The 19,410-nt window shown below is 68.6% G+C and carries 19 protein-coding genes and 1 tRNA gene; 6 read left to right on the forward strand and 14 right to left on the reverse strand.

The window, feature by feature from the left end:
- Positions 1-22 precede the first annotated feature (22 nt).
- Positions 23-1,399 (reverse strand): 3-carboxy-cis,cis-muconate cycloisomerase, encoded by a 1,377-nt coding sequence (pcaB, locus tag ACWTPI_RS13710; RefSeq protein ID WP_454731902.1) that lies wholly within the window; start codon positions 1,397-1,399, stop codon positions 23-25.
- 170 nt (positions 1,400-1,569) lie between these two features.
- Here pcaB and ACWTPI_RS13715 point away from each other — a divergent pair, with 170 nt between their 5' ends.
- Positions 1,570-2,304, forward strand: coding sequence for a GntR family transcriptional regulator (locus ACWTPI_RS13715; RefSeq protein ID WP_020206045.1), 735 nt, complete (start codon positions 1,570-1,572; stop codon positions 2,302-2,304).
- 97 nt (positions 2,305-2,401) lie between these two features.
- Here ACWTPI_RS13715 and ACWTPI_RS13720 read toward each other — a convergent pair whose 3' ends face one another.
- From ACWTPI_RS13720 to ACWTPI_RS13730, 3 genes are all read right to left on the reverse strand, one after another.
- Positions 2,402-2,671, reverse strand: a complete 270-nt coding sequence (locus ACWTPI_RS13720; protein WP_020206044.1) for a hypothetical protein — start codon at positions 2,669-2,671, stop codon at positions 2,402-2,404.
- 81 nt (positions 2,672-2,752) lie between these two features.
- Positions 2,753-4,861: an elongation factor G gene (fusA, locus tag ACWTPI_RS13725; protein ID WP_454731903.1), complete on the reverse strand. Its 2,109-nt coding sequence runs from the start codon at positions 4,859-4,861 to the stop codon at positions 2,753-2,755.
- Between the two features lie 291 nt (positions 4,862-5,152).
- Positions 5,153-5,228, reverse strand: a tRNA-Met gene (locus tag ACWTPI_RS13730).
- A 128-nt stretch (positions 5,229-5,356) separates the two neighbouring features.
- Here ACWTPI_RS13730 and ACWTPI_RS13735 point away from each other — a divergent pair.
- Positions 5,357-5,554, forward strand: coding sequence for a cold-shock protein (locus tag ACWTPI_RS13735; protein WP_006158572.1), 198 nt, complete (start codon positions 5,357-5,359; stop codon positions 5,552-5,554).
- Positions 5,555-5,590: 36 nt separating this feature from the next.
- Positions 5,591-5,803, forward strand: coding sequence for a 30S ribosomal protein S21 (rpsU, locus tag ACWTPI_RS13740; protein ID WP_029044331.1), 213 nt, complete (start codon positions 5,591-5,593; stop codon positions 5,801-5,803).
- A gap of 359 nt (positions 5,804-6,162) precedes the next feature.
- On the opposite strand, the gene ACWTPI_RS13745 is transcribed toward rpsU, so the two are convergent.
- The gene (locus tag ACWTPI_RS13745; protein WP_020206438.1) at positions 6,163-6,696 is read right to left on the reverse strand and encodes a PaaI family thioesterase; all 534 of its coding nucleotides are present in this window, start codon (positions 6,694-6,696) and stop codon (positions 6,163-6,165) included.
- A 169-nt stretch (positions 6,697-6,865) separates the two neighbouring features.
- On the opposite strand from ACWTPI_RS13745, the gene nodI reads away from it, so the two are divergent.
- The 3 genes from nodI to ACWTPI_RS13760 are packed head-to-tail and all read left to right on the forward strand — an operon-like array spanning position 6,866 to position 8,970.
- Positions 6,866-7,804: a nodulation factor ABC transporter ATP-binding protein NodI gene (nodI, locus tag ACWTPI_RS13750; protein ID WP_029044330.1), complete on the forward strand. Its 939-nt coding sequence runs from the start codon at positions 6,866-6,868 to the stop codon at positions 7,802-7,804.
- A 57-nt stretch (positions 7,805-7,861) separates the two neighbouring features.
- On the forward strand, positions 7,862-8,719 hold the full coding sequence (locus tag ACWTPI_RS13755; RefSeq protein WP_020206436.1) for an ABC transporter permease: 858 nt from the start codon (positions 7,862-7,864) through the stop codon (positions 8,717-8,719).
- Complete coding sequence (locus tag ACWTPI_RS13760; RefSeq protein ID WP_020206435.1) at positions 8,716-8,970, forward strand: hypothetical protein; 255 nt, start codon at positions 8,716-8,718, stop codon at positions 8,968-8,970. Before ACWTPI_RS13755 ends, ACWTPI_RS13760 begins: the two co-directional genes overlap by 4 nt.
- 28 nt (positions 8,971-8,998) lie before the next feature.
- Here ACWTPI_RS13760 and ACWTPI_RS13765 read toward each other — a convergent pair whose 3' ends face one another.
- The 9 genes from ACWTPI_RS13765 to trpB form a co-directional block, all read right to left on the reverse strand.
- The gene (locus ACWTPI_RS13765) at positions 8,999-10,204 is read right to left on the reverse strand and encodes an O-succinylhomoserine sulfhydrylase (RefSeq protein ID WP_454731904.1); all 1,206 of its coding nucleotides are present in this window, start codon (positions 10,202-10,204) and stop codon (positions 8,999-9,001) included.
- 441 nt (positions 10,205-10,645) lie between these two features.
- The gene (gene purF / locus ACWTPI_RS13770; RefSeq protein WP_059411355.1) at positions 10,646-12,175 is read right to left on the reverse strand and encodes an amidophosphoribosyltransferase; all 1,530 of its coding nucleotides are present in this window, start codon (positions 12,173-12,175) and stop codon (positions 10,646-10,648) included.
- A 93-nt stretch (positions 12,176-12,268) separates the two neighbouring features.
- A complete protein-coding gene (locus ACWTPI_RS13775; protein ID WP_020206432.1) occupies positions 12,269-12,766 on the reverse strand; it encodes a CvpA family protein in 498 nt (165 codons plus the stop codon).
- 69 nt (positions 12,767-12,835) lie between these two features.
- Entirely contained in the window at positions 12,836-13,645 is an 810-nt protein-coding gene (locus tag ACWTPI_RS13780; RefSeq protein WP_020206431.1) for an SPOR domain-containing protein, read from the reverse strand.
- 123 nt (positions 13,646-13,768) lie between these two features.
- Positions 13,769-15,079 carry a bifunctional tetrahydrofolate synthase/dihydrofolate synthase gene (gene folC / locus ACWTPI_RS13785; RefSeq protein ID WP_454732479.1) on the reverse strand — a complete coding sequence of 437 codons (1,311 nt, stop codon included), beginning with the start codon at positions 15,077-15,079 and terminating at the stop codon, positions 13,769-13,771.
- A gap of 317 nt (positions 15,080-15,396) precedes the next feature.
- A complete protein-coding gene (accD, locus tag ACWTPI_RS13790) occupies positions 15,397-16,269 on the reverse strand; it encodes an acetyl-CoA carboxylase, carboxyltransferase subunit beta (RefSeq protein ID WP_020206429.1) in 873 nt (290 codons plus the stop codon).
- A gap of 181 nt (positions 16,270-16,450) precedes the next feature.
- Positions 16,451-17,248, reverse strand: a complete 798-nt coding sequence (gene trpA / locus ACWTPI_RS13795; RefSeq protein WP_029044329.1) for a tryptophan synthase subunit alpha — start codon at positions 17,246-17,248, stop codon at positions 16,451-16,453.
- Between the two features lie 2 nt (positions 17,249-17,250).
- On the reverse strand, positions 17,251-18,159 hold the full coding sequence (locus tag ACWTPI_RS13800) for a DNA-methyltransferase (protein ID WP_454731905.1): 909 nt from the start codon (positions 18,157-18,159) through the stop codon (positions 17,251-17,253).
- Entirely contained in the window at positions 18,159-19,352 is a 1,194-nt protein-coding gene (trpB, locus tag ACWTPI_RS13805) for a tryptophan synthase subunit beta (RefSeq protein ID WP_020206426.1), read from the reverse strand. Before trpB ends, ACWTPI_RS13800 begins: the two co-directional genes overlap by 1 nt.
- Between the last annotated feature and the right edge of the window lie 58 nt (positions 19,353-19,410).

A 19,410-nucleotide genomic window follows, 5' to 3' on the forward strand; every position in this document is an offset into this window, starting at 1 on the left:
GATGTCTTCCTCCACCGCTATCTCAGACCCCGGCCTGCGCCGACAGCGCCACGGCGCGGTCCACCATCTGCGGCGCGAGGCCCAGGTAGTTGGCGGGGTCGGTCATGCGCTCGATGGCGGCGCGGTCGAAATGCGCCGTGACCGCGGGCAGCGCGGCCAGCGCCTCGGCCAGCGTGCCGCCGTGCTCGTTGACGGTGCGGCAGGCGTCGTAGACCACGTCGTGCGCCTGCTGGCGGCCGATGTACGGCGCCATGCCCATCATCACCGCCTCGGCCACGATCAGGCCGCGCGAGATGCCCAGGTTGTGCTTCATGCGCGCCTCGTCGACGATCAGGCCGCCGAGCGCGAACTTGGCCTGGTACAGCGCGCCCGAGGTGAGGATGAAGCTCTCGGGAATGGCGATCCACTCGGCGTGCCACGGGCCGGTGGCACGCTCGAAGTCCTGCACCATCGCATCCACCATCAGGCCGGCATGCTGGCGCACCGCCTTGGAGGCGGCGAGCATCAGCTCGCTGGAGATCGGGTTGCGCTTCTGCGGCATGGTGCTGCTGGCGCCGCGGCCCTTGACGAACGGCTCGTAGACCTCGGCGAACTCGGTCGAGGCCATGATCATGATGTCGAGCGCGATCTTGCCCAGCGAGCCGGTCACCAGGGCCAGCAGGTTGACCGCTTCGGCAAAGCCGTCGCGCGCCACGTGCCAGGTGGTGGCGGGCACGCCGAGGCCGAGTTCCTCGGCCAGCGCCTTCTGCACCTCGAAGCCCTTGTCGCCGAGCGAGGCGAGCGTGCCGGCGGCGCCGGCGAACTCGACCACGGCCACGCGCGGGCGCAGCTCGGCGATGCGCTGCTGGTGGCGGTCGAACATCGCCAGCCAGATCGCCACCTTGTAGCCGAACGTCACCGGCAGCGCCTGCTGGAGGTGGGTGCGGCCGGCCATCGGCGTGTCGCGGTGCTTCTGCGCCAGCGCGGCGAGCACGCCGCGCAGTTCGCGCACGTCCGCGTCGATGCTGTCGAGCGCGTCGCGCACCTGCAGCGCGACCGCGGTGTCCATGATGTCCTGGGTGGTGGCGCCCCAGTGCACGTAGCGCCCGGCCTCGCCGCACATGGCCACCATCTGGTGCACCAGCGGCAGGATCGGGTAGCCGACGATGTCGGTTTCCTCGCGCATGTGGTCGAAGTCGATGCGCTCGATCCGCGACTCGCGCGCGATCACCTCGGCCGCATCGGCGGGAATCACGCCCGCGCGCGCCTCGGCCCGCGCCAGCGCCACCTCGACGTCGATGTAGCGCTGGATCAGCGCGCCGTCGGAAAATACCTGCCGCATCTTCTGCGTGCCGAACGCGTCGCGGAACAGGATGGAATCAACGACGGTGCTTGCCGCCGGAAGGGAGGAAGTTAGCATGGGGCCCGATGAGCGAGTGGAAATGACGGAAGCGCGGAAGAAACGCGAAAGAGCAGCGGAAGAACCGCAACACAATCGGACATATATGTCCGGACATATGCATAGTGTAATATGTCCGGACATTCCCCTCAACCAAGCGTTAACCCTTAGTCAGAATCCAGTGCCTTTGCATGACCAAGCCTAATTACGCGGAAATCGCGCGCCAGCTGATCGAAGGCATCACCAGCGGCCGCTTCGCCGTCGGCTCGCTGCTGCCGACCGAGTTCGAGCTGTGCGAGCAATACCGGACCAGCCGCCACACGATCCGCGCCGCCTTGCAGGAGGTGCAGCAGCTCGGCCTCGTGTCCCGGCGCAAGAACGTCGGCACGCGCGTCGAGGCGGCTAGGCCGAAGACCGTCTTCCGGCCGTCGCTGGCCTCGGTCGACGACCTCGTGCAGTTCGGCGAGGAACACCTGCGCGTGGTGCAGTCGACCGGCGAGGTGACAGTGACCGGCGCGCTGGCGAAGGAACTGGGCTGCGCGAGCGGCAGCCGCTGGCTGCGCGTGTCCAGCCTGCGCATGACCGGCGACGCCGCCGGCGCGCCGATCGGCTGGACCGACGTCTACGTGGACCCGGCCTACGGGGAGATCGGCGAACTGGTGCGCGCGTCCCCCGACACGCTGATCAGCGCCCTGATCGAGACCCGCTACGGCCGCCAGATCGCCGAGATCCACCAGGACGTGCGCGCCTGCACCGTGACCGACGCGGCCCTGGCGCGCGCGCTGCGGCTCGACGTCGGCGCCGCCGCCCTGAAGATCGTGCGCCGCTATCTCGACAAGGCCGGCGAGGCATTCGAGGTGTCGGTCTCGGTCCATCCGGCGGAGCGCTTCTCGGTGTCGATGCGGCTGCAGCGCTCGGGCGCCTGAAGCGGCGGAAGCAACGGAAGCGGCGGGCGCCGGAAAAGCAAAAGGCCGGCATGACGGCCGCCGGCCTTTTGTTTTCTCTTGCGGCTTGCGCGCGGCGCTATGCCGAAGCGCTGCGCGACGGCTGCCCGTACAGCCCGCACTCCAGGTCGCTTTCCAGTTCTTCTATCCACGCCAGCCCCGGGGCCGCCTCGTAGGCGCTCTGCGCGCTGGTCGACAGCCGACGCACGCCGAGCCGGCGCGGCTGGCCCGCGTCGGCCTGTTCCTGCGTGATCTCGAAATCGCCGGGCGCGAAGCCCAGCCGCTCGCACAGGACCTGGACCTCGTGCTGCTCATCGGCAGGCAAATGGGGATATAGCTGCTCGGCCATCGCACTCTCCTTTCGAGTCGAAGCGGCGCCGCGCGGCACGTGCCGGCCGCGCGGCGCCTTCGCCCTGCCGCTCAGGGCACGCTAGCGCGTCTGCCGGCTGTTGATGACGGCCTCCGCCACGCTCGCCGGCGCTTCCGTGTAATGCTTGAATTCCATCGTGTAGGTGGCGCGCCCCTGGGTCAGCGAGCGCAGCGAGGTCGAGTAGCCGAACATGGTGGCCAGCGGCACCTCGGCACGCACCAGCTTGCCGCCGCCGCCGGCGATGTCCTCCATGCCGTGCACGATGCCGCGCCGCGAGGACAGGTCGCCCATCACGTTGCCGGTGAACTCCTCGGGCGTCTCCACTTCCACCGCCATCATCGGCTCGAGCAGGATCGGCCTGGCGCGGCGCATGCCTTCCTTGAACGCCATCGAGCCGGCCATGCGGAAGGCGTTTTCGTTCGAGTCGACGTCGTGGTACGAGCCGAACACCAGCGTGGCCTTGACGTCCACCACCGGATAGCCGGCCAGCACGCCGGTCTCCAGCGTCTCGCGGATGCCCTTGTCCACCGCCGGGATGAATTCGCGCGGCACCACGCCGCCCTTGATCGCGTCGACGAACTCGTAGCCCTTGCCGGCCGGCTGCGGCTCGAGGTCGATCACCACGTGGCCGTACTGGCCGCGCCCGCCGGACTGCTTGACGAACTTGCCCTCGACGTCCTTGGCGGCCTGCTTGATGGTCTCGCGGTAGGCCACCTGCGGCTTGCCGACCGAGGCCTCCACGTTGAACTCGCGCTTCATGCGGTCGACCAGGATTTCCAGGTGCAGCTCGCCCATGCCGGAGATGATGGTCTGGCCCGATTCCTCGTCGGTATGCACGCGGAACGACGGGTCTTCCTGCGCCAGCCGGTTCAGCGCCAGGCCCATCTTTTCCTGGTCGGCCTTGGTCTTGGGCTCGACCGCCTGCGAGATCACCGGCTCGGGGAAGCTCATGCGCTCGAGGATGATGACGTTGGCCGGATCGCACAGCGTGTCGCCGGTGGTCGCCTCCTTGAGGCCGACCGCGGCGGCGATGTCGCCGGCGCGCACTTCCTTGATCTCGCTGCGTACGTTGGCGTGCATCTGCAGGATGCGGCCGAGGCGCTCCTTCTTGTCCTTGACCGGGTTGTAGACCGTGTCGCCGGAGTTCACCACGCCGGAATAGACGCGGAAGAAGATCAACTGGCCGACGAAGGGATCGGTCATGATCTTGAAGGCCAGCGCGGAGAACGGCTCGTCGTCGCTCGGATGGCGCTCGGCTTCCTTGTCGTCCGGGGTGTGGCCGAGGATGGCGGGCACGTCGATCGGCGACGGCAGGTAGTCGATGACGGCGTCGAGCAGCGTCTGCACGCCCTTGTTCTTGAAGGCGCTGCCGCACAGCATCGGCACGATCTCGTTGGCGATGGTGCGCCGGCGCAGCGCCGCCTTGATCTCTTCCTCGCTCAGGGCCTCGCCGCCGAGGTATTTGTGCAGCAGTTCGTCGCTGGCTTCCGCCGCAGCCTCGACCATCTTCTCGCGCCACTCGGTGGCCAGGCCCAGCAGCTCGGCGGGCACCTCGCGGTACTCGAAATGCAGGCCCTGGCTGGTGTCGTCCCACACCGTGGCCTTCATCTTGACGAGGTCGATCACGCCCTGGAAGCTATCCTCGGCGCCGATCGGGATCTGCACCGGCACCGGGGTGCCCTTGAGGCGCTCGGCGATCTGCGCGCGCACGCGGAAGAAGTCCGCGCCCACGCGGTCCATCTTGTTGACGAAGGCGATGCGCGGCACCTTGTACTTGTTGGCCTGGCGCCAGACCGTCTCGGACTGCGGCTGCACGCCGCCGACCGCGTCGTAGACCATGCAGGCGCCGTCGAGCACGCGCATCGAGCGCTCCACCTCGATGGTGAAGTCCACGTGGCCCGGCGTGTCGATGATGTTGATGCGGTGCTCGGGATAGTTGCCGGCCATGCCCTTCCAGAAGGCGGTGGTGGCGGCCGAGGTGATGGTGATGCCGCGTTCCTGCTCCTGCTCCATCCAGTCCATCGTGGCGGCGCCGTCGTGCACTTCACCGATCTTGTGATTGACCCCGGTGTAGAAGAGGATGCGCTCGGTGGTGGTGGTCTTGCCGGCGTCGATGTGCGCGCTGATACCGATGTTCCGGTAGCGCTCGATGGGGGTTTTGCGGCTCACGGTGATCTCCTGGTAGGCATCGCTCAAAAGAGTATCACTTCTGCGTGCGGCACATCGAAAGCCTTGTGGGGCAAGGGCTGGCGGGGTGCCGGGGGCTGCCGGGCGGGGCCGCGCGGACCACCTCCGCCACCATGCCGGGCGGGCGACGGTGGCGAACGTGCGCCCGCGCGCAAGACGGCGCAAGACGGCGCGGGAAAGGTGCAAGAAAGGCGCAAGAAAGGCGGCAGGCGGAGGTAAAAAACAGAAAAGCCCGCCTGATAAGAGGCGGGCTTTTTAGTAGAATAGCGGTCTTGGTTGCGGAGGCAGGACTTGAACCTGCGACCTTCGGGTTATGAGCCCGACGAGCTGCCAACTGCTCCACCCCGCGCCAGAGGGGCGTACTATACGCCACTGGCGTGAATATGTGAAGCGTTTTCAGCGACTTTCCTTGACAGCGTTTACGTAAACATGTAAAAGCAAGTGGGCGCATTCTGTGCGCTCAAAAGAGGAATCTTCATGGAAACTGGTACCGTCAAGTTCTTCAACGCCCAGAAGGGTTTTGGCTTCATTACCCCCGACGCCGGTGGCAAGGACTTGTTCGTCCACATCTCTCAGGTTCGCGGGGGTGCTCCGCTGCAAGATAACCAGCGAGTGCAATACCAGTCGCAACAGGGCAAGAAAGGCCCTGAAGCGGCCAATGTTTCCCCCGTTTGAACCCGCCGCTTCGCGCGGCAATGCTAAAGGACAGAATTGACTAAGATCGTCTTGAAACCCGGTGAGCCCGTTGAAGTTGCAATGCGGCGTTTCCGTAGGGCCATCCTCCAGACCGGCCTGATCGTTGAACTCAAGAGCCGTACCGCTTACGAGAAGCCCACGACCGAGCGCAAGCGCAAGAAGAAGGCAGCGGAATCGCGCCTTCGCAAGCGTCTGCGCATGCAAATGCTGCCGAAGAAGCTGTACTGATTCCGGCAGTGCAGGCGGCGAGCGCGCTCCGGCGCGAGTTGCCGCGGGCCGCGCAGGCCTCGAGGCCCGTATAGACATATCCGGGCCGCATGAATCCGCCAGGCATCACCTGGCGGATTTTGCATTTGCGCGGCACCGACGGTAGTCCTGCCTTCCGGGGCCGGACTACCGCTCACCACCTATTCCTTCCCTGCTCCGCCCAGCCCGCAAGAATCGATGCGCGGCTGGCGTCTTGCATGCGCTCGCCCGTTCGTCCGGCGCGCGACACCCCTTTCCCCATATTCCAGGTAGCGCTCGCCCGCCGTCCGCGCGGCTTGCCAGCCAGTGTTGGAACGACACGGAAAGCGCCCCGTACAGGTTCAGGCGGCCGGCATCGGGAAAACGAGGCAGGTGGTGGTGGCGAATGCGTACAGCTTGCCCTGCGCGTCGACGATGCGGCCCTCGGCGATGCCGATCTGCGTGGTCAGGCTGATCACCTTGCCCTCGGCGCGGATGGGACCGGTACGCGTGGTCAGCGGGCGCACGTAGTTCACCTTGAGCTCGAGCGTGGTGTAGCCCTTGCCCGCCGGCAGCATGGTGTGCACGGCGCAGCCCACGCAGGAGTCGAGCAGCGTGGCGGCGTAGCCGCCGTGCACGGTGCCGATCGGGTTGTAGTGCTGCGGCCCGGGCGTGCCCTGGAACACGAAGCGGCCGGAGGCGAACTCCACCGGCACGAAGTCCATCAGTTGCCCGATGGGCGCGCCGGGCAGCTTGCCGGCCATCATGTCCTCGAAAAACTGCAGGCCCGCGCGCTCGGCCAGCTGCGCCGTGGTCGCCACGCCGGGCTCGCGCAAGCTGGCGCGCGCGCGCCGTTCGTCTTCCTGCCACCGGGCCAGTACATCCTCTGCGCTCATCGATCGGTCTCCTTGTCGTTCTCGCGTTGGTACGCGGCTTGTTCTTCTGCCCGGCGCCCGCCGTGGCGCGCCTGGCGCGAACCAGCAAGATAACCGGTTCCGGCGTTCCTTGCTGCGCCGCGCCACGAGACATCCGCCGCCTTGCCGGCATAATGGCGGGATTGCGCCCGTGGCGCGCCCCGATCCGGCTCCTGCCTTGACTGCTATCCTGGAACTCCGCAACGTCAGCAAGCAATACGGCGACACCGTGGTGGTGAACGACCTGAGCCTGAGCGTGCAGCGCGGCCAGTGCTTCGGCCTGCTGGGGCCGAACGGCGCCGGCAAGACCACCACGCTGCGCCTGCTGCTGGGCCTGACCACGCCCGCCTCGGGCTCGCTCACGCTGTGCGGCGAGCCGATCCCGCAGCGCGCGCCGCAGGCCCGCATGCGCGTGGGCGTGGTGCCGCAGTTCGACAACCTCGACCCCGATTTCACCGTGGTCGAGAACCTGCGCATCTTCGGCCGCTACTTCGGCCTGGCGCGCGCCGAGATCGAGCGGCGCGTGCCGGCGCTGCTGGAATTCGCCCGTCTCGAGAGCCGCGCCGGCGCGCAGGTGCGCGACCTGTCGGGCGGCATGCGGCGGCGCCTGACGGTGGCGCGCGCGCTCATCAACGATCCCGACCTGCTGGTCATGGACGAGCCCACCACCGGCCTCGACCCGCAGGCGCGCCACCTGATCTGGGAGCGGCTGAAGTCGCTGCTGGCCGGCGGCAAGACCATCCTGCTGACCACCCACTTCATGGAGGAGGCCGAGCGCCTGTGCAACTACCTGTGCGTGATCGACGGCGGCAGCAAGATCGCCGAAGGCAAGCCGCATGAGCTGATCGACAGCCAGATCGGCTGCGACGTGGTGGAAGTCTATGGCGACAACCTGGAGCCGCTGCGCGGCGAGCTGCAGCCGCTGGCCGCGCGCACCGAGGTCAGCGGCGAGACGCTGTTCTGCTACGTGAAGGAGCCGGCGCCGCTGCTGGCCGCGCTGCACGGCCGCGCCGGCGTGCGCTACCTGCACCGGCCCGCCAACCTCGAAGACGTCTTCCTCAAGCTGACCGGGCGCGAGATGCGCGACTGAGGCTCGCCGCGCCGGCGCACCGCCGGCAGCGGACCACAACGGACCGAACCATTGAACATGAGCGAACAAGATCCCCGCCCCGCCGGCACGCCGGCCGCCACCGCGCCACCGCGCGCGGCGGCGCCGGCGCGGCATTACCCGCAGCCGCTGCTGCCCCTGAACGCGCGCAACTGGACCCTGGTCTGGTACCGCAACTTCATGGTGTGGAAGAAACTGGCGATCCCGTCGATGATCGGCAACCTGGCCGATCCGATGATCTACCTGTTCGGCCTGGGCCTGGGCCTCGGCCTGCTGGTCGGCCAGGTCCACGGCGTGCCCTACATCGCCTTCCTCGCGGCCGGCACCACGGCCTCGAGCGTGATGATGTCGGCCAGCTTCGAGTCGATGTACTCGGCCTTCTCGCGCATGCACGTGCAGCGCACCTGGGAGGCCATCATGCACGCGCCGCTGACGCTGGGCGACGTGGTGCTGGGCGAGATCATGTGGGCCGCCAGCAAGGCGGTGCTGTCGGGCCTGGCCATCATGCTGGTGGCGGGCGCGCTCGGTTACGCGCACATGCCGGGCGCGCTGCTGGCGCTGCCGGTGATCGTGCTGGCGGGCATCGCCTTCGCCAGCCTGGCGATGATCGTCACGGCGCTGGCGCCGAGCTACGACTTCTTCATGTTCTACCAGACCCTGGTGATGACGCCGATGCTGCTGCTGTCCGGCGTGTTCTTCCCGCTCGAGCAACTGCCCGCGGGCGCGCAGGCCGCCACGCAGGTCCTGCCGCTGGCGCACGCGGTGGCGCTGATCCGCCCCATCATGCTGGGACGCCCGATCGACGACCTGGCGCTGCACGCGCTGGTGCTGGGCGCCTACGCGGCGGCGGCGCTGGTGCTGGCGCTGGTGCTGCTGCGCCGCAGGCTGCTGCGATGAGCGGCCGCGCGAAGAAGGATGGCGCCGGGCCGGGCCGCTGGACCCGCCGCGCCGCGCTGCCGGCCGCGCTTGCCGCCGTCGCCCTGCTGGGCGCGTGCAGCGTGGTCGGTGCCACGGTGGCGGTGGGCAGCGCCGCGGTGTCCACCGCGGCCACGGTCGGCTCGGCCGCCGTCAGCGTGACCTCGACCGCGGTCGAGGCGACCTACGACGTCACCAAGGCCGGCGTGAAGGCCGTGGCCGGCAGCGACTGAGCTGCCGGCGCCGCAGTCTGCCCCGCCGTCAGCCCTGCAGGCCGCGCAGCAGGTCGGCCTTCAGGTCGGCCACCGATTCCAGCCCCACCGCCATGCGGATCAGGCCCTCGCCGATGCCGGCCGCAGCCTTGGCTTCGGCGCTGACGCGCGCATGCGTGGTGGTGTACGGATGCGTGAGCGTGGTGCGCGTGTCGCCGAGGTTGCCGGTGATCGAGCACACGCGGGTGCTGTCGATCACGCGCCAGGCGTTGGCGCGCTGCTGCTCGGGCGTGTCGCCCTTGAGCTCGAACGAGACGATGGCGCCGCCGCCGCTCTGCTGGCGGGCGGCCACGTCGAATTGCGGGTGCGACTTCAGCGCCGGGTGATAGACGCGCGCGACCGCCGGGTGCGACTCCAGGAACTCCGCCAGCGCCAGCGCGCTCTGGCTGTGGCGCTCCATGCGGATCGCCAGCGTTTCCATGCCCTTGAGCAGCACCCACGCATTGAAGGCCGACAGCGTCGGGCCCGCGGTGCGCACGAACGGGAAGACCTTGCCCATGATGAAGTCGTGCGTGCCCAGCACCGCGCCGCCGAGCACGCGGCCCTGCCCGTCGATGTGCTTGGTGGCCGAATGGACCACGATGTCGGCGCCGAACTTCATCGGCTGCTGCAGCGCCGGCGAACAGAAGCAGTTGTCCACCACCAGCAGCGCGCCGGCATTGTGGGCGATGTCCGCCACCGCGGCGATGTCGGCCACCTCGGTGAGCGGGTTGGACGGCGTCTCGAGGAAGAACAGCCTGGTGTTGGGCCTGACCGCGGCGCGCCACGCGGCGAGGTCGGTGCCGTCGACGAAGGTGGTCTCGACGCCGAACTTGGCGAAGATGTTCGAGAACAGCGTCATGGTCGAGCCGAAGATGGCGCGCGAGCTGACCAGGTGGTCGCCGGCCTGCATCGACGACATCACGATCGACATGATCGCGCTCATGCCCGATGCCGTGGCCATGCAGGCCTCGGCGCCTTCCAGCGCGGCCAGGCGCGCCTGGAACATCGCCACGGTGGGATTGGTGAAGCGCGAATAGGTAAAGCCGGTTTCCGAATTGGCGAAGCGCTCGGCAGCCTCGGCGGCGCTGTTGAAGCAGAAGCTGGAGGTCAGGTACATCGCCTCCGAGTGCTCCATGAACTCGCTGCGCATGGTGCCGGCGCGCACGCCGAGCGTATCGATGCCAAGGGAGTCGAGAGGAAGCGGTTCATTCATGATGGGGAGGCGGTGATACCCGCGCGGTTATCGGTGATGAGCGTTGAATGTCGTGCGCGCGCCGGCCGGGCCGGGACGCGCGGCAACAAAAAAGCCCGTGCGATCCGCTGGCCTGGCTGGCCGAATCGACGGGCTGCTTGTGTCTGGGGGAGGGAAAGGTTCCGAAGCGCGCCGAGGCGCCCCGAAGCTCCGCGCCGCGGCGGGACTGCCGGTTCGCCTTCGTGCCGTTGCCGCGCACGACCGGGAACCGGCCTTCCGCTTTAGCTGTTTCGGGCATTTCCCTGTATCGGGTCATTTCCTGTCCGGGGGCATCACGCCACATCGCGCCCCGGCAGGACCCGCGTCCGCAAGCTGACAATCAAATCGACGCCCGGCCATGTTACGGCCGGGCCCCGTCTGCGTCAACTGCGCGGCGCGGGCCCGCGCGCGGGCCGCCGGGCTTTACTCGTTGCCGCCCGAGCGCTGCAGGTGCAGCTGCGAGCGTTCCGTGTCGCCGCTGGTGCCGTCGCGGTCGGCCTGGCTGCGCGCCGTTTCCAGGCGCTCCAGGTAGGCTTCGTCGATGTCGCCGGTGATGTAGCGGCCGTCGAAGCACGATGCGTCGAAGTCCTTGAGCGCGGGGTTGATGTCGCGCACGGCCTGCTTCATCGCATCCACGTCCTGGTACACCAGCTTGTCGGCGCCGATGATGCGGGCGATTTCCTCGTGCGTGCGGCCGTGGGCGACCAGCTCGCTGCGCGTGGGCATGTCGATGCCGTAGACGTTGGGGAATTTCACCGGCGGCGCGGCCGAGGCGAAGATCACCTTGTTGGCGCCGGCGTCGCGCGCCATCTGCACGATCTCGAACGAGGTGGTGCCGCGCACGATCGAGTCGTCCACGATCAGCACGTTCTTGCCCTTGAACTCCACGCCCATCGCGTTGAGCTTCTGGCGCACCGACTTCTTGCGCACGGCCTGGCCCGGCATGATGAAGGTGCGGCCCACGTAGCGGTTCTTGAAGAACCCCTCGCGGTAGCCCACGCCCAGCCGGTTGGCCACCTGCATGGCGGCCGGGCGGCTGGAGTCGGGAATCGGCATCACCACGTCGATGTCGCCGCCGGAGATTTCGCTGCGGATCTTCTCGGCGAGGTAGTCGCCCATGCGCAGGCGCGCGTCGTACACCGGCACGCCGTCGATGCACGAATCCGGGCGCGCCAGGTAGACGTACTCGAAGATGCACGGCGTGAGCACCGGGTTGTCGGCGCACTGCTGGGTGTAGAGCTTGCCGTCGAGGTCGATGAAGATGGCCTCGCCGGGCGCCACGTCGCGCTCGAGCTTGTAGCCGATGCCTTCGAGCGCCACCGATTCCGAGGCGACCATCCATTCCTTGCCGGTCGGCGTTTCCACGCTGCCCAGGCACAGCGGACGGATGCCGAACGGGTCGCGCACCGCCAGCATGCCGTAGCCGGCGATCTGCGCGGCGATGGCATACGAGCCGCGCACGCGGCGGTGCATGCCGGCCACGGCCCTGAAGATGGTGGCCGGGTCCAGCGCGAGGCCGCTGCTGGCGCGCTGCAGCTCGTCGGCCAGCACGTTGAGCAGCACCTCGGTGTCGGAATGCGTGTTGATGTGGCGGCGGTCGCGGCTGAACAGCTCCTCATGCAACTGTTTCCAGTTGGTCAGGTTGCCGTTGTGGGCCAGGATCACGCCATAGGGCGCGTTGACGTAGAACGGCTGGGCTTCTTCCTCGCTGGAAGCCGAGCCGGCAGTGGGGTAACGCACCTGGCCGATGCCGGCGGCGCCGGGCAGGCCGCGCATGTTGCGCGTGCGAAACACGTCTCGCACCAGGCCGTTGGCCTTGTGCATGTGGAAGGTGCTGCCGTTCGCGGTAGCGATGCCGGCTGCATCCTGTCCGCGATGTTGCAACAGCAGCAGGCTGTCGTAAATCAATTGGTTGACGGGCGTGGAGGAAACCACACCGACGATACCGCACATGCCAAGCTCCCAGGAAAGGCGTTTGAATCGGGGGCACGGCCCTGCCCTGTAGGACTGGGCCCGCGTATTACCGGCCGGGGGATCTGCCCGGCCTCATGTCTTGACGTACCTGGCGACTTCCGGCGGCAGCCACGGCCGCAGCGACTCCATCGCCTGCATCACGTAGGGCCGGGACAGCGCATCGCGCCAGAATGCCTCTTCAGGCAGTTTGGTGAGCCCGGCCAGCGTCACCACGAACATCACCACCAGCGCGCCGCGCAGCAGGCCGAACACCAGCCCCAGGCCGCGGTCGGCGGGCTTGAGCCCGGTGCTTTCGAGCAGTTGCCCCAGCACCGTGCCGGCCAGCGCGGCAGCGATCACGGTGCCGATGAACAGCACGCCGAAACCGAGCGCGCTGCGGGCCAGTTCGCCGCCGGGCACCGACTCCGGTATCCAGCGCGCCGCCGTGCCCGCGAAGTGGTACGCCACCCAGAACGCCACCACCCAGCCGATCAGCGAGAGCACCTCGCGCACCAGGCCGCGCAGCACGCCGATCAGGCCGGAGGCAACCAGAATGAAGGCGACGCTGTAATCGAAGAAAGTGGGCTGCATGCGGATACGGTGTGACTGGTGTGACTGCGCGCCGTCGCGGCGCGGCCCCGGTTCCCGGGACCGCCGCCGTTACTGTTCGACCACCTTGGCGCTCAGGCCGGCGTCGCGCACGCGCTTCTCGGCGGCGTCGGCCGTGTCGCGGTCGGGGAACGGGCCGGCCCGCAGCAGCACGCGCTCGCCGTCGGCCAGCACTTTTTTCTCGATGTAGGCCGGCACCTTGCTGGCCTTGAGCTTGGCCAGCCAGCCCTTGGCCTTGTCTTCCGAGGAGAAGGCGCCGATCAGCACCAGGAACTTGCCGCTGCCGGGCTTGGCCTCGGCGCGCGCGGCGGGCTTGTCCGCGGGCTTGTCGGAAGCCTTGTCTGACGCTTTGTCGGATGCCTTGCCGGACGCCTTGTCCGCGGCCTTGTCGCCGGACTTGTCGGCTGCCTTGCCGGCGGCGGCCGGCGCATCGGCGGCCGGCCTCGCGGTGCCGGCATCGGCCACCAGTTCCTCGCCCGCGTCCAGCCCCTGCGTGTCGGCCTTGGACTGCGGCGCCGGCGGCAGCGGATCCGCCTTGCGCGCATCGGCCTTGGCCTTGCCGACTCCGCCGGCACCGCCGTCGACCCGCACCGCGATATTCTCGACCAGCGGCCGCGGCTGGGTCTCGAACACGATCGGCAGCACGATGATGGCGGCCACCATCAGCACCACGGCGCCAATCAGGCGGCGGCGCGCCCGCTGCTTCTGCGGGAATTCGGGGTCGAGCGTGTCGTCCGCGTACTCTTCGGCCAGGCGCCGCGACGAGGCGATGCCCGCGCCCGGGTCCGAACGCGAGCGGCGCCCGCGCTCCGGTGCCGGGGCGTTGCCCTTGCGGGAAGAAAACAGCGAAAGCAGGCCCATAGATTGGTTCGGTGCTCCGGCCGGAACCCCCGGCCGTTGAAAATGTCGCTCAGTCCGCGCGGCAGCTCGCCCCGGGGGCGGCTTCGGTGCCGGGCCGGGAAACCCGCCCGGCGCCCGCACGGCTCAATTTGCCTGGGTGGCGCGATACGCCATCACGCCCGCCACGGTGAAGAACGATCCGAAGACCAGAATTCTATCATTCTCGGTCGCTCTGCCGAGGGCGTCCCGGTAAGCCGCCTCCGGACTGGGAAAGCAGGCCGCGGTGGCATCCGGCCCGGGCCGGAAACCGCCCTCTTCGAGCTTTTCCAGCAGGTCCGCCGCGCCGGCCGCGCGCGGCGTGGGCAGGTCGCACAGGCACCAGTGGTCCACCTTGTCGGACAGGTGACGCAGCACGCCGGCGATGTCCTTGTCCTCCATCGCGCCGAACACCGCGTAGGTGTAGCGGAAGAAGCCCATGTTCTCGAGGTTCTGGCCCAGCGTGGCCGCCGCGTGCGGGTTGTGCGCCACATCGAGGATCACCGCGGGACGCCCCGGCATGACCTGGAAGCGGCCCGGCAGCTCGACGAAGGCCAGCCCGTTGCGCACTTCCTGCGCGCTCACCGGCAGGCGCGGGCGCATGGCCTGCAGCGCCGCCAGCGCGGCCGAGGCGTTGAGCAGCTGGTTGGCGCCGCGCAGCGCCGGATAACCCAGCCCGCTGAGCTTGCGCTCGCGCCCGCTCCAGTCCCATTGCTGGCGCTCCTGGCCCCTGGCGGCCTGGTGCTGGAAATCCCGCCCCACCAGCCACAGGTCGGCGCCGATGGCCTGCGCGTGGTCGATGACCGACTGCGGCGGCAGCGGGTCGCTCACGATGGCGGGCACGCCGGGGCGGAAGATGCCGGCCTTCTCGTAGCCGATCTTCTCGCGCGTGTCGCCCAGGTAGTGGGTGTGGTCGATGTCCACGCTGGTCACGATGGCGCAGTCGGCATCGATCACGTTGACCGCGTCCAGCCGGCCGCCCAGGCCCACTTCCAGGATCATGGCGTCGAGCCCGGCGGCGGCGAAGGCGTGGATGATGGCCAGCGTGGTGAATTCGAAATAGGTCAGGCTGACCGGGTCGGCAAAGCTGGTGCGCGCGCGCTCCACCGCCTCGAAATGCGGCAGCAGCTGCGCGTCGGTGACGAACTCGCCGTTGATGCGCGCGCGCTCGTTGAACGAGATCAGGTGCGGCGAGGTATGGCAGCCCACCTTGTAGCCGGCCTGCAGCAGGATGCGCTCCAGCATGGCGCAGGTGGAACCCTTGCCGTTGGTGCCGCCCACGGTGAACACCACCGCATCGATGCGCAGCCCCAGGGCTTCCTTGACGCGGGTGATGCGCGCCAGGCCCATGTCGATGCCGACCGGATGGGCGGATTCGAGATGGGCGAGCCATTCGGGGAGCGAGGGAAAGATCGGCATGATGGGTAAGGTCTGGTTCGGGATTCCGCCCGGCGCGCCGGCGTGCGCGCGGAATCGGGCGGTCTGCATGTAGCTTAGCGGCTGGCCCGCGCTCTTGCGCATGGGCGCAAGACAGGCGCAACAGAGGCGTATGAATGAGTGGGCGATGGAGCGCGCATGTGGGGACGTATGTGGGGACGTTTCGGCCAAGTCAAAGGGCCGGCCGCGCGCGCGGCAACGGCCCGCGCAAACCCGCAGGCCAGCGGACCCGGCGCCCACAAAACGAAAAAGCGCGAACCGGCGTCCGCGCTTTCCCTCATCCACGCCGGCAGGCGGCCTCAGGCCACCGCGTCGGCCGGCTGCTTCTGCAGCAGCGCCAGCAGTTGCGCCAGTTCGTCGCGCATCTTGCGGCGGTCGATGATCATGTCGATGGCGCCCTTCTGCAGCAGGAATTCGGCGCGCTGGAAGCCTTCGGGCAGCTTCTCGCGCACGGTCTGCTCGATCACGCGCGGGCCGGCGAAGCCGATCAGCGCCTTGGGCTCGGCGATCACCACGTCGCCGAGGAAGGCGAAGCTGGCGGACACGCCGCCCATCGTCGGGTCGGTCAGCACGCTGATGAACGGCAGCCTGGCGGCCGACAGCTGGTTCAGCATCGAGGTGGTCTTGGCCATCTGCAGCAGCGACAGCAGGCTTTCCTGCATGCGCGCGCCGCCGGTGGCGGTGATGCAGATGAACGGCACCTTCTGCTCCAGCGCCGACTGCGCGCCGCGCACGAAGCGCTCGCCCACCACGGAGCCCATCGAGCCGCCCATGAACTCGAACTCGAAGCAGCTCACCACCACCGGGATGGTGTGGATGGCGCCGCCGATCACGACCATCGCATCGGTCTCGCCGGTGTCTTCCATCGCGGCCTTGATGCGGTCCGGGTACTTCTTGGTGTCCTTGAACTTGAGCGCGTCGACCGGCACGATCTCCTGGCCGATCTCGTAGCGGCCCTCGGCGTCCAGCAGCCCGTCCAGGCGCTCGCGCGCGCGGATGCGCATATGGTGGTCGCACTTCGGGCAGACGTGCAGATTGGCCTCGACGTCGGTGCGGTACAGGACCGACTCGCACGACGGGCACTTGACCCACAGCCCTTCCGGAATGCCCTTGCGGGTGGAGGGGTCGGTCTGTTGAATCTTGGGAGGGAGGAGTTTATCCAACCAGCTCATGAAAGGCTCCTTTCGGCACATGCGCGGAACATGTCAGGCCGCGAATTTACCACGCCTGCCGTTCGCAGTCCCCGTTCCGCCGGGTTCATGCGCCCGTTGCGGCACATGGCCGCCAAATTCGGTGTTGCGGCGCGGCACCGCGCGCGCGCCGGAGCGCCCCGCGGTGCCGCCCGGATCACGTTCAGGCGTCGAGCGCCTGGCGGATGTCCGCGATGAAGCCGCGCAGCGATTCTACCGCCTGGGCGCGCGGCGTATCTTCGAGCAACTGCACCAGGCGGCTGCCGATCACCACGGCGTCGGCCACGCCGCCGATCGCGCGCGCGGTCTGCGCGTCGCGGATGCCGAAGCCCACGCCCACCGGCAGGTTGGCATGGCGCTTGATCAGCGGGATGCGCGCGGCCACGCTGTCGAGGTCGAGCGTGGCCGAGCCCGTCACGCCCTTGAGCGAGACGTAGTAGAGATAGCCGCTGGCCATCTTGGCCACCGCCGCGATGCGGTCGTCGGTGGAGGTCGGCGCCAGCAGGAAGATCGGGTCGATGCCGCTGGCGCGCATCAGCGCGGCGAAGGACTCGCATTCCTCGGGCGGATAGTCCACCACCAGCACGCCGTCTACGCCGGCCGCGCGCGCGGCGCGGGCGAAGGTTTCCTCGCCCATGCGCTCGATCGGGTTGGCGTAGCCCATCAGCACCACCGGGGTGGCGTCGTCGGTCTGGCGGAACTCGGCCACCCAGGCCAGCACCTGGGTCAGCGACACGCCCTGCGCCAGCGCGCGCTCGGAGGCGCGCTGGATCACCGGGCCGTCGGCCATCGGGTCGGAGAACGGCACGCCGAGCTCGATTACGTCGGCGCCGCCCGCCACCAGCGCGTGCATCAGCGCCACGGTCAGGCCGGGCTCGGGATCGCCGGCGGTGATGAACGGAATCAGGCCCTTCTTGTTGTGCGCGGCCAGCGCCGCGAAAGTCGATTGGATCCGGGACATGGTCATTGGGCAAAGTTGGGCGACTGCGTGGACGAGGACGGCAGCAGCGGCTCGTCGTTCGCAGCGGCGATGATCAGGCAGGCCGGCTCGGCCTGCGGCGCGGTGATGGCCTGGGCGACGCGCTCGCGCGCCACGCCGGCGTACTCGGGGTTCATCTCGAAGCCGACGAAGCGCCGCCCGTGCCGCGCGCACGCCACCGCGGTGGTGCCGCTGCCGGTGAAGGGATCGAGCACCAGCCCGCCGGGCGGGCAGCTCGCCAGCACCATGCGCTGCACGATGTCGAGCGGCTTCTGGGTCGGGTGGGCGGCGCGCTCCGGGTCCTGGCGGTGGATGCGCGGCACGCTCCACAGGTCCTTGGGGTTGTAGCCCACTTCCAGCCACTTCTTGCCCTCGAAGCGCGGACGGCTGCGCGCTTTCTTGGTCTCGGCGTCGTAGGGCACGCGCACCGGGTCGAGGTCGAAGTAGTAGTCGCGCGCCCGCGCGAAGAAGCCGATGTTGTCGTGCACCGAGGAAAACTTGCGCGTGGTGCCGCCCATGCTCGGCACGCGCCGGTCCCAGATGATCTCGTTGATCATGGTCAGGCGCTGCTTGAGCATGACGAACAGCTCGGGCGAGTACTGCCAGGTGCAGAACAGGTAGAGCGAGCCGCGCGGCGCCAGCTTGGGCACCACGGCGTCGATCCACGCGGCCGACCATTCCAGGTAGGCCGGCCCCGAGAGGCGGTCGGAATCGTTGCCGTAGTCCTTGCCCAGGCCATAGGGCGGGTCGGCCACGATCAGGTCGATCGAGTCGTCGGGAATGCGCTTGATGCCTGCCAGCACGTCTTCCTGGTACAGCAGCAATTGCGGCGCCGCGCTCGCTGCGGGCGCGGCGCCACCCTCGGTGGCGTCCGGCGTGAAGAGATCGAGCATCAGAGCTTCAGCCCCGCGCGTTCGGCCACGGTGTGCATGTCCTTGTCGCCGCGCCCGGACAGGTTCACCAGCAGCAGCTGGTCCCGGGGCAGCGTCGGCGCCAGCTTGCAGGCGTAGGCGATGGCGTGGCTCGACTCCAGCGCGGGGATGATGCCCTCGATGCGGCAGCAGTCGTGGAAGGCCTTGAGCGCTTCCTCGTCGGTGATGGGCACGTATTCGGCGCGGCCGATGTCCTTGAGCCAGGCGTGCTCGGGGCCCACGCCCGGGTAGTCCAGGCCGGCCGAGACCGAGTGGGTCTCGATGATCTGGCCGTTCTCGTCCTGCAGCAGGTAGGTGCGGTTGCCGTGCAGCACGCCCGGCGAGCCGCCGATCAGCGAGCAGGCGTGGCGGCCGCTCTCGAGGCCGTCGCCGGCCGCCTCCACGCCGATCAGGCGCACGTCCTTGTGCTCGATGTACGGGTAGAAGATGCCCATCGCATTGGAGCCGCCGCCCACGCAGGCGATCACCGCGTCGGGCTGGCGCCCGGCCAGCTCGGGCATCTGCACCTTGGCTTCCTCGCCGATCACGCACTGGAAGTCGCGCACCATCATCGGGTAGGGATGCGGGCCGGCCACGGTGCCGATGATGTAGAAGGTGTTCTCGACGTTGGTGACCCAGTCGCGCATGGCTTCGTTGAGCGCGTCCTTGAGGGTCTTGGAGCCGCTTTCCACCGGCACCACGGTGGCGCCCAGCAGCTTCATGCGGTAGACGTTGGCGGCCTGGCGGCGGATGTCCTCCGCGCCCATGTAGACCACGCACTCCATGCCGAAGCGCGCGGCGATGGTGGCGGTGGCCACGCCGTGCTGGCCGGCGCCGGTCTCGGCGATCACGCGCGGCTTGCCCATGCGCTTGGCCAGCAGCGCCTGGCCGATCACGTTATTGATCTTGTGCGCGCCGGTGTGGTTGAGGTCCTCGCGCTTGAAGTAGATCTGCGCGCCGCCGAGCGTCTCGCTCCAGCGCTGCGCGTGGTAGACCGGCGAAGGCCGGCCGACGAAGTGCTTCAGCTCGCGGCGGTATTCCGCGTCGAACTCGGGATCCTTCTGGAAGTGGGCGTAGGCTTCGCGCAGCTCGTCGAGCGCGTGCACCAGCGTCTCGGACACGAAGGAACCACCATAGGGGCCGAAATGGCCACGGGAATCGGGCAGGTCGTACATGAGTCAGCTCTTTGATCAGGACCCCCGGCCAAACTGGCGGCGGGTCCGATGAAATGGG

Source organism: Cupriavidus ulmosensis, assembly GCF_977008105.1.